Annotated in this window: 10 protein-coding genes; all 10 read left to right on the forward strand. The window is 39.8% G+C overall.

Going from position 1 to position 6,895, the window contains the following annotated elements; all coding sequences use genetic code 11:
- A partial coding sequence (locus AB1630_08960; protein ID MEW6103922.1) for an MFS transporter occupies positions 1-638 on the forward strand: 638 nt, incomplete at its 5' end.
- A 141-nt stretch (positions 639-779) separates the two neighbouring features.
- The gene (locus AB1630_08965; protein ID MEW6103923.1) at positions 780-1,172 is read left to right on the forward strand and encodes a HEPN domain-containing protein; all 393 of its coding nucleotides are present in this window, start codon (positions 780-782) and stop codon (positions 1,170-1,172) included.
- Positions 1,145-1,468, forward strand: coding sequence for a nucleotidyltransferase domain-containing protein (locus AB1630_08970; GenBank protein MEW6103924.1), 324 nt, complete (start codon positions 1,145-1,147; stop codon positions 1,466-1,468). Before AB1630_08965 ends, AB1630_08970 begins: the two co-directional genes overlap by 28 nt.
- Before the next feature lie 611 nt (positions 1,469-2,079).
- Positions 2,080-3,210: an ABC transporter substrate-binding protein gene (locus AB1630_08975; GenBank protein ID MEW6103925.1), complete on the forward strand. Its 1,131-nt coding sequence runs from the start codon at positions 2,080-2,082 to the stop codon at positions 3,208-3,210.
- Positions 3,211-3,283: 73 nt separating this feature from the next.
- Positions 3,284-5,182 carry a hypothetical protein gene (locus AB1630_08980; protein MEW6103926.1) on the forward strand — a complete coding sequence of 633 codons (1,899 nt, stop codon included), beginning with the start codon at positions 3,284-3,286 and terminating at the stop codon, positions 5,180-5,182.
- The gene (locus AB1630_08985) at positions 5,175-5,594 is read left to right on the forward strand and encodes a thioesterase family protein (protein MEW6103927.1); all 420 of its coding nucleotides are present in this window, start codon (positions 5,175-5,177) and stop codon (positions 5,592-5,594) included. Before AB1630_08980 ends, AB1630_08985 begins: the two co-directional genes overlap by 8 nt.
- Positions 5,587-5,811: a hypothetical protein gene (locus tag AB1630_08990; protein MEW6103928.1), complete on the forward strand. Its 225-nt coding sequence runs from the start codon at positions 5,587-5,589 to the stop codon at positions 5,809-5,811. The genes AB1630_08985 and AB1630_08990 overlap by 8 nt, the downstream gene beginning before the upstream one ends.
- Positions 5,812-5,825: 14 nt before the next feature.
- Positions 5,826-6,464 (forward strand): branched-chain amino acid ABC transporter permease, encoded by a 639-nt coding sequence (locus tag AB1630_08995; protein ID MEW6103929.1) that lies wholly within the window; start codon positions 5,826-5,828, stop codon positions 6,462-6,464.
- Between the two features lie 34 nt (positions 6,465-6,498).
- Positions 6,499-6,732: a type II toxin-antitoxin system HicB family antitoxin gene (locus tag AB1630_09000; protein ID MEW6103930.1), complete on the forward strand. Its 234-nt coding sequence runs from the start codon at positions 6,499-6,501 to the stop codon at positions 6,730-6,732.
- A partial coding sequence (locus AB1630_09005) for a type II toxin-antitoxin system HicA family toxin (GenBank protein ID MEW6103931.1) occupies positions 6,729-6,895 on the forward strand: 167 nt, incomplete at its 3' end. The genes AB1630_09000 and AB1630_09005, both read left to right, overlap by 4 nt.

Raw genomic sequence — 6,895 nt, forward strand, 5'->3', positions numbered from 1 at the left:
GGCAGTCCGGAGTAATCGATTCCTGGATATTGCCCATACGCGACATCTTAAAACGACCCCATTTTTTTGCGCTGGTACTTTTTATACTGCTCTTTAAGGTCGGGGACGCCATGATGGGGCCGATGATCAGCCCGTTCTGGGTGGACCGGGGGTTCACCCGAATAGAGATCGGCCTTATTTCCGGGACCTTAGCGCCTATTGCCAGCATAGTTGGTTCGATTATGGGTGGGTGGCTGACTACCCTGTGGGGGATCGGCCGGGCCATCTGGGCGCTCGGGGCGTTGCAGGCCGTTTCCAACCTGGGGTATGCCTATGCGGCCCTGGCCACCGGCAGCAAGTTTGCCGTCTATGGGGCGTCACTGGCGGAGAGTTTTACCGGCGGGCTGGGCACCGCCGCCTTTCTGGCCTTCTTAATGAGGCTTTGCGATAAGAGATTCAGCGCCACCCATTACGCCTTTTTCAGCACCATATTCAGCTTCAGCCGGGTGATAGCCGGGGCGCTGAGCGGTTTTGGCGCCGCGCACCTTGGTTATGCCCCGTTTTTTCTCCTGACCTTTTTTGCCGCCTGCCCGGCCTTTTTCCTGTTACCATGGGTCTTGCCGATGGTACAACAAAGTGAGAAATACAGGAACAGATAAGAACTAATAGATGACACTAATTTGTCTGATCGTTCTTGACATTACCCTGCCATTCCCTTACCATCTGAACCATGGGTTGGATATAAAGCCGCTTTTTATATAATGTTTTGTTCTCATGACTGAATAGCGAAGGAACTTTCGGTGAGCAAAAAAGAACTCACACAATTCTGGCTTGATTCATCTGATGACAATTATCGATCCATGCAAGCCATGTTTAATGCCGGGGAATATATGTGGGCGTTATTCGTCGGACACTTGGTTACCGAGAAACTATTAAAGGCATATTATGTGAAAACAGTAGGAAGAGAAATCCCCAGAACACATGATCTTTACAAGCTCGCCATTAAAGCCGGGTTAGACCTGTCAGAAGCCCGGAAGGACTCCTTGCAATATATTACCCTTTTTAATATTGAGACGCGATATGAAGACTATAAAAGGGATTTTTACAAAAAATGCACAAGAGAGTTTGCAGAGAAGAATATCGAGAAAATAAAGGAGTTGGCAGCTTGGCTAAGAGAAAAGATAAAAAATTGATATACGAGTCCATAGAAAGATACGTTGAAGAGCTGAGAAAAAGAGACATTGATATCCTTGCTGCTTATCTGTTCGGTTCATATGCCAAAGGCAGGGCCACGGAATGGAGTGACATAGATGTGGCACTCCTGACGAGGCAGTTCATAGGGGACAGCTTTGATTTCAAGTTTCTCCTTATGAAAATAGCCCGCGAGATAGACTTCAATATCGAACCCCATCCGTATCTGGTGGATGAATTTAATGAGGATAACCCTCTTGCCGCCGAGGTGATAAGAACCGGGGAGAGGGTGGTTTGATACTATTACTCCGGCAGGTAAATATATAAAAAATGTCATGCCGGACTTGATCCGGCATCCAGAACATATTGAATTTACTGGATTCCGGCTTTCGCCGGAATGACAGAAAATAGCCTTTTCAGACTTTTTACGACTTGATCAGAAAAGAAAGGCCTGAATCCGAAAGATCTGTTCAATAGTAATGATTCTGCCTTATTTGTGTAAATTCGTGTTCATTCGTAGCTGAACAGATTGGTTTCCGGTACAGAGCAAAAGAATGTTATAAAACAATAGACCTACGCAAATTACCTCGTCCCTAAATTACCTTTACCATCTCCAAACTATCTTTGCTGAATAGAGTTACTGAACTCGTACACAAAAACTCAAAAATATCTTGACTTTCAGAGGGATTTCCCTGTGTAATAGGCCCGTAACATATCAGATTATATCAAATTTCCTCTTCACACTACTCGCTAAAGGAGCTAGTCAAAACCCTCAAAATGAAATGATAGGCTGAGAAACATGGTATTCCGACATGTGAGAAGGAGGAGTTTTTAAGTAAAAACAAGTTATAGAGGGAATCAATCATAACAGAGCTTCTATAGGATTTTTGAAAAAGGAGATAATGGGTTATGAAACGGACATCTTGTTGGGTGTTGATTATAGGGCTGCTAATCTCCCTCGGCATGCTTGGGTGTGCGGAGAAGGAGGAGAATGTTGTTAAGGTCGGCGCTGTTTTTCCGATAACGGGGAATATTGCACAATTTGGAAATTATTGGAAACAAGGGTTGGAGTTAGCGTTATACGATGCAATCAATCAGGGCGTTATCCCGAAAGATAAGATTAAGCTTATTATTGAAGATGGACAGGCTGATCCTCGTAAGAGTGTGGATGCCTTTAAGAAATTGGTGGAAGTAGATAAAGTAGTTGCATGTATTCCTGCAACAAGCGGAGTAACTTTGGCGCTAAAGCCAATTGCAAATCAAAATAAAATCGTTTTGATCAATGCATCTGCAATAAGCACTGAAATAGAAGATGCGCCAGATTATGTATTTAGTGTAATACCTAATGCAAAATTTACTGGTTATTTCTTGGCAGAAACTGCATTTAATAAATTGGGCAAGAGAAATGCTGGAGTTTTATATAGAGATGATGCTTCCGGAAAGAGTTTTCTTGATAATTTTTCTAAAAGATTCAAAGAACTTGGGGGCAATATAGTCTTTGTAGATTCTCATGAACCTAATGCAACTGATTTTCGAACGAATATTGCTAAGATTAAAAATGTAAAAAACATGGATGTGATTTTTGTAGCGTCATGGGGGACAGATGTCGCCTATTATCTGAGACAAGCGACAGAATTAGGTGTCCATACACAAGTTCTTGCATATGAAACATTTTATACACCTAAGGTTCTTGAAATAGCTGGGTCATCAGCAAATGGCGTAATATTCAGTGCTCCTGAATTTAATGCCTGGATCGATGAACCAAGATTAAAGGAATTCAGAGAGAAAGTTTTGAAGAAGTATAATCAGAAAGAGATTAATTATCACATAGCAGGGCATTATGATGCGATGATGCTAATCCTAAAGGCAATTTCTGCGGGGAACATGACGGGCGAGACTATCAAAAACTATCTCAGTGGCATGAGAAGCTTTCAAGGTATAACAGGAGAGATACGCTTTGATAACAACGGAGGCGCCCAAGTTCCATTAAGTCTATTTACGGTACGCAACGAGAAATTCTCACCGTATTTATATCCGTAAGGTGCAAAATGCGCATAGTCATTGGAATCTAAGAAAATGTTATTCGAAACTTAAGGATTGAAGAGGGTTCGCAGTGGGACATTCTCAAAGACAAGATAGCATCATTAAAAATATTAAAGCAACGATTGAAAGTATTAATGCCTATTTCGCAGATTTTAGCAAAGTCATTGATAACAAAATAATAAATGAAAAAGAACACTTAGAATTAATTGATGAATTGGAAACAAGTATCAAACATAGGCTCGAGATAATTTTTGGCAAAGAAAAAAGACTACATGATTTCGGCTACTTTAAAGACATTATCGATTTTAATTCAATTAAAAATGCCATTATTTTCAATTATTGGTCCCTCAAGGGAGAGTTTGTTGATAGCTCTATAAGTAAAGATAATCGATATAGGGATAATGTTTTTTATAAAGGTATGCGGTGGTCAAATTCGGATAGTTATAATGCCTTTTATTTGTTGTTCAATGAGCTTAAGAAAACTTTAGAAGGTGTTGTCCCAGTTGATTTCTTTACTCAATTTGCCATCAATAATACAAACTATCTGAAAATAGTTGGTAGGAAATCAACTGATCTAGATTGTAAATATCAGTATCTTGAAATACCTATTCTCAATGATATTGATTTTGGCATATCAACTGATTTTAAAAAATTAATCACCTCTATATATAACATGAGAAATAATAATCGAAATTATGCTAATGCAGAGAAATTCAAGGCTGAGAATGAGCTTGCTTTTAAAAATCTGCATGAAAAAGTGAGAGAAGCTTTTTTTAGCAATAATACTGAACAACTGCTTTCTAACTGGCGCGAAAGCTTTGTCAATGCCTTGGCTGACGGAGATAAAAAAAAGAAAATCCTAAGAAAGAAAATCACATTAATAGATGTTTTGAAAGTCATAGTGACATATCAGTTTTATGATCATCCTTATGTGATTCATATGTTTTTACCTTCATTCCCTAACAGTGATAAGGATGAGAATAATATAGATAAAAATCATTACTATTCTTGTTTAGTGGTTACGCAAGGACAAAAGGATGTTAAAAAATTGGAGCCCTTTAAGGATACCTTCATTGAGTTGTCAAACTCATTGAAGAAAATTGCGGTATTAGAGAAAAAGCTTTGGGACAAAAAGGGTGAAAATCTTCCAATCTATTGGAGATGGAAATCTGAATATGAGAAGTACTATGAACAATACGATAGATTATCTAATGTTGCATTAAATATTTGTACAGCATTGTGCAAAAAATTGAAAATAGAATATTTGAAGATACCTAATCGGATTAAAACTTTTGAAAGTTTTTATAACAAAATCGTCTCTCGAGCAAACGGCAGAGATAAAGAATTCCCACGGTTAGAAGATTTGCGGGATACGGAATTCCGGCGGTACGCAAATAGAACTGATATCAAAAGGCTGACAAAAAAAGTAAAAAATTCTTTTATTAAATATTATAAAGCTAAAATCAGCAATGTTACAGAAACGAATGCAGATTATATCTTCAAGGCATTAAAAGATATGGTTGGTTTGAGAATTCTGTGTGTTTATAAAAACGATATGGGGAAAATATTACAAACCGTTAAGCAATTTAAAGAAGAAAATAATGGACCTATAAAGGTTCTCGACATTAAAGAATATGATAGGAAGGCAGGGTATAGGTCGTGTCACATTGTTTTCCAGCTTAGTGATGCCCACAAGGAAATTTATGAGTTAAATGACTTAGCTGATAAGACATGTGAAATACAAATAAGGACTATTTTGGAACAAGGGTGGGCAGACGTATCCCACAGGTTAAAGTACAAACATAAGCCCCATTTGCCAGAAAGACTTAGGAACACCATTGATGATGAGACTAAATCATTAAACGATCGAGCGAATGAGTTAAATAAGGTTGACCGCCATTTTGTGAAAATGCGTGACAGGGTAAAACAAATTTTAAAGGACGATAGGTGGCAGTTTTCGGATGATTAAGAATGAAGAGTCAATCAGAGTTCGCTATTCTGAAGTGGATCAGCTACGATTTGTTTATTATTCTCGATACTTCGAGTATTTTGAAATTGGTCGATTGAGTCTATTGAGGGTCTGCGGATTTCCCTATGATGAAATGGAATCAAAACTTGGTTGTTATCTTCCTGTTGTTGAGACATATGCTAAGTTTCATCAGCCAGCAAAGCTTGAAGATATCATTACCATAGGAACTAAGATACTGCAAAAGCCATCGATTATTCTTAGATTCGATTATGAAATTTTATGTGAGGGCATCCTAATAACACAAGGATATACAACTCATGTTTTTCTGAATGGAAAGACTGGCAAGCCTGGACGTCCTCCAATAGGACTAAAAGAATTGTTCGATAAGTCTTTTAAGGAAAAAGATGTTTAACCAACTTTTATTAAACGGCATTATCGCCGGCAGTATATATGCCTTGATAGCCTTGGGCTTCACGGTTATTTATAAAACCGTCCGTTTCTTCCACTTCGCCCACGGTGTGGTTTATACTGCCGGAGCTTATTTTGCCTATAGCCTTTCTATCCAATTAGGCATTAATCCCATACTCTCTTTTTTTTTGCCTCGATCCTTGCAGCCATCCTCGGTATAGTCATTGACCGGATTATCTATCTACCCTTAAGAAAGCACAGGGCGCCCGGCCTGGTTTTTCTCATAGCCTCTTTCGGTGTATATATCTTTATTCAAAATTTTCTTCAGCTTATATATGGCGCGCAGATACTCACCTTAAGGACGGGGCCGGTGGTGGAGGGCTATCAGATATACTCGGCGGTAATAACCCCGATTCAGATACTCCTTCTTTCCGTATCATTAATACTTTTTGGAACCCTCTGGTTTATAGTAGATAGCACAAAGGTGGGTAAGGCCATTCGGGCCGTGGCTGATGACCCGATCGGGGCCAGTGTCTCCGGGATTTATCCTGAAAAGGTTATTCTTTATGCCTTTGGCATCGGCTCTGTTCTCGCGGGGATGGCCGGGGTTTTAATCTCCCTGGAGACAAACATAGAGCCTACCATGGGGCTCAATGCCATTCTTAAGGGGATTATTGCCTCCATCGTTGGAGGCATAGGAAGTATCCCCGGGGCTGTTTTGGGAGGCTTTTTCCTCGGCATCATTGAAAACCTTGGAATCTGGAAGATACAGGCCGGATGGAAGGACACCATCGCCTTTGCAGTGCTTATAGTCTTTTTGCTCTTTAAACCAGAGGGGATACTCGGTACTCGTAAGAATAAAGATAGGGTATAATAATACAAGTTATAAGACGTTGGGGGGGTTTTATATGGGTAAAAAGAAAGAATATAGATTTATGGTAATTATCGAGCCCTGTGAGGAGGGTGGTTTTTTTGCCATGTGTCCGGCATTTCCAGGTTGCCACGTCGAAGGCGAAACCTATGAAGAGACCCTTAATGAAATGAAGGCGGCTATAGATGCGTTTATTGCCGACTATAAGGAAGAGGGTGAGCCAATACCCGAGGATGATGTCACTATCACAACGCTCAGGGTGGCTGTATGAGTCCTAAGTTTCCGGCTGTCACTTCGGATGAGGTAATAAGGATTCTGAAAAGGATAGGATTTCGGTTCAAACGTCAATCCGGGAGCAGTCATGCCATATACTTTAGAGAAGTTGATAGAAAAAGAACCAATGTCCCCGTACATCCGGGGAAAATAATAAAGAT

It is taken from the genome of bacterium (assembly GCA_040753555.1).
Classification (GTDB): domain Bacteria; phylum UBA9089; class UBA9088; order UBA9088; family UBA9088; genus JBFLYE01.

Coding starts and splice junctions, on each gene's coding strand:
- AB1630_08975 (MEW6103925.1), top strand. CDS start 2,080: ATGAAACGGACATCTTGTTGGGTGTTGATTATAGGGCTGCTAATCTCC.
- AB1630_09000 (MEW6103930.1), top strand. CDS start 6,499: ATGGGTAAAAAGAAAGAATATAGATTTATGGTAATTATCGAGCCCTGT.
- AB1630_08990 (MEW6103928.1), top strand. CDS start 5,587: ATGTTTAACCAACTTTTATTAAACGGCATTATCGCCGGCAGTATATAT.
- AB1630_08985 (MEW6103927.1), top strand. CDS start 5,175: ATGATTAAGAATGAAGAGTCAATCAGAGTTCGCTATTCTGAAGTGGAT.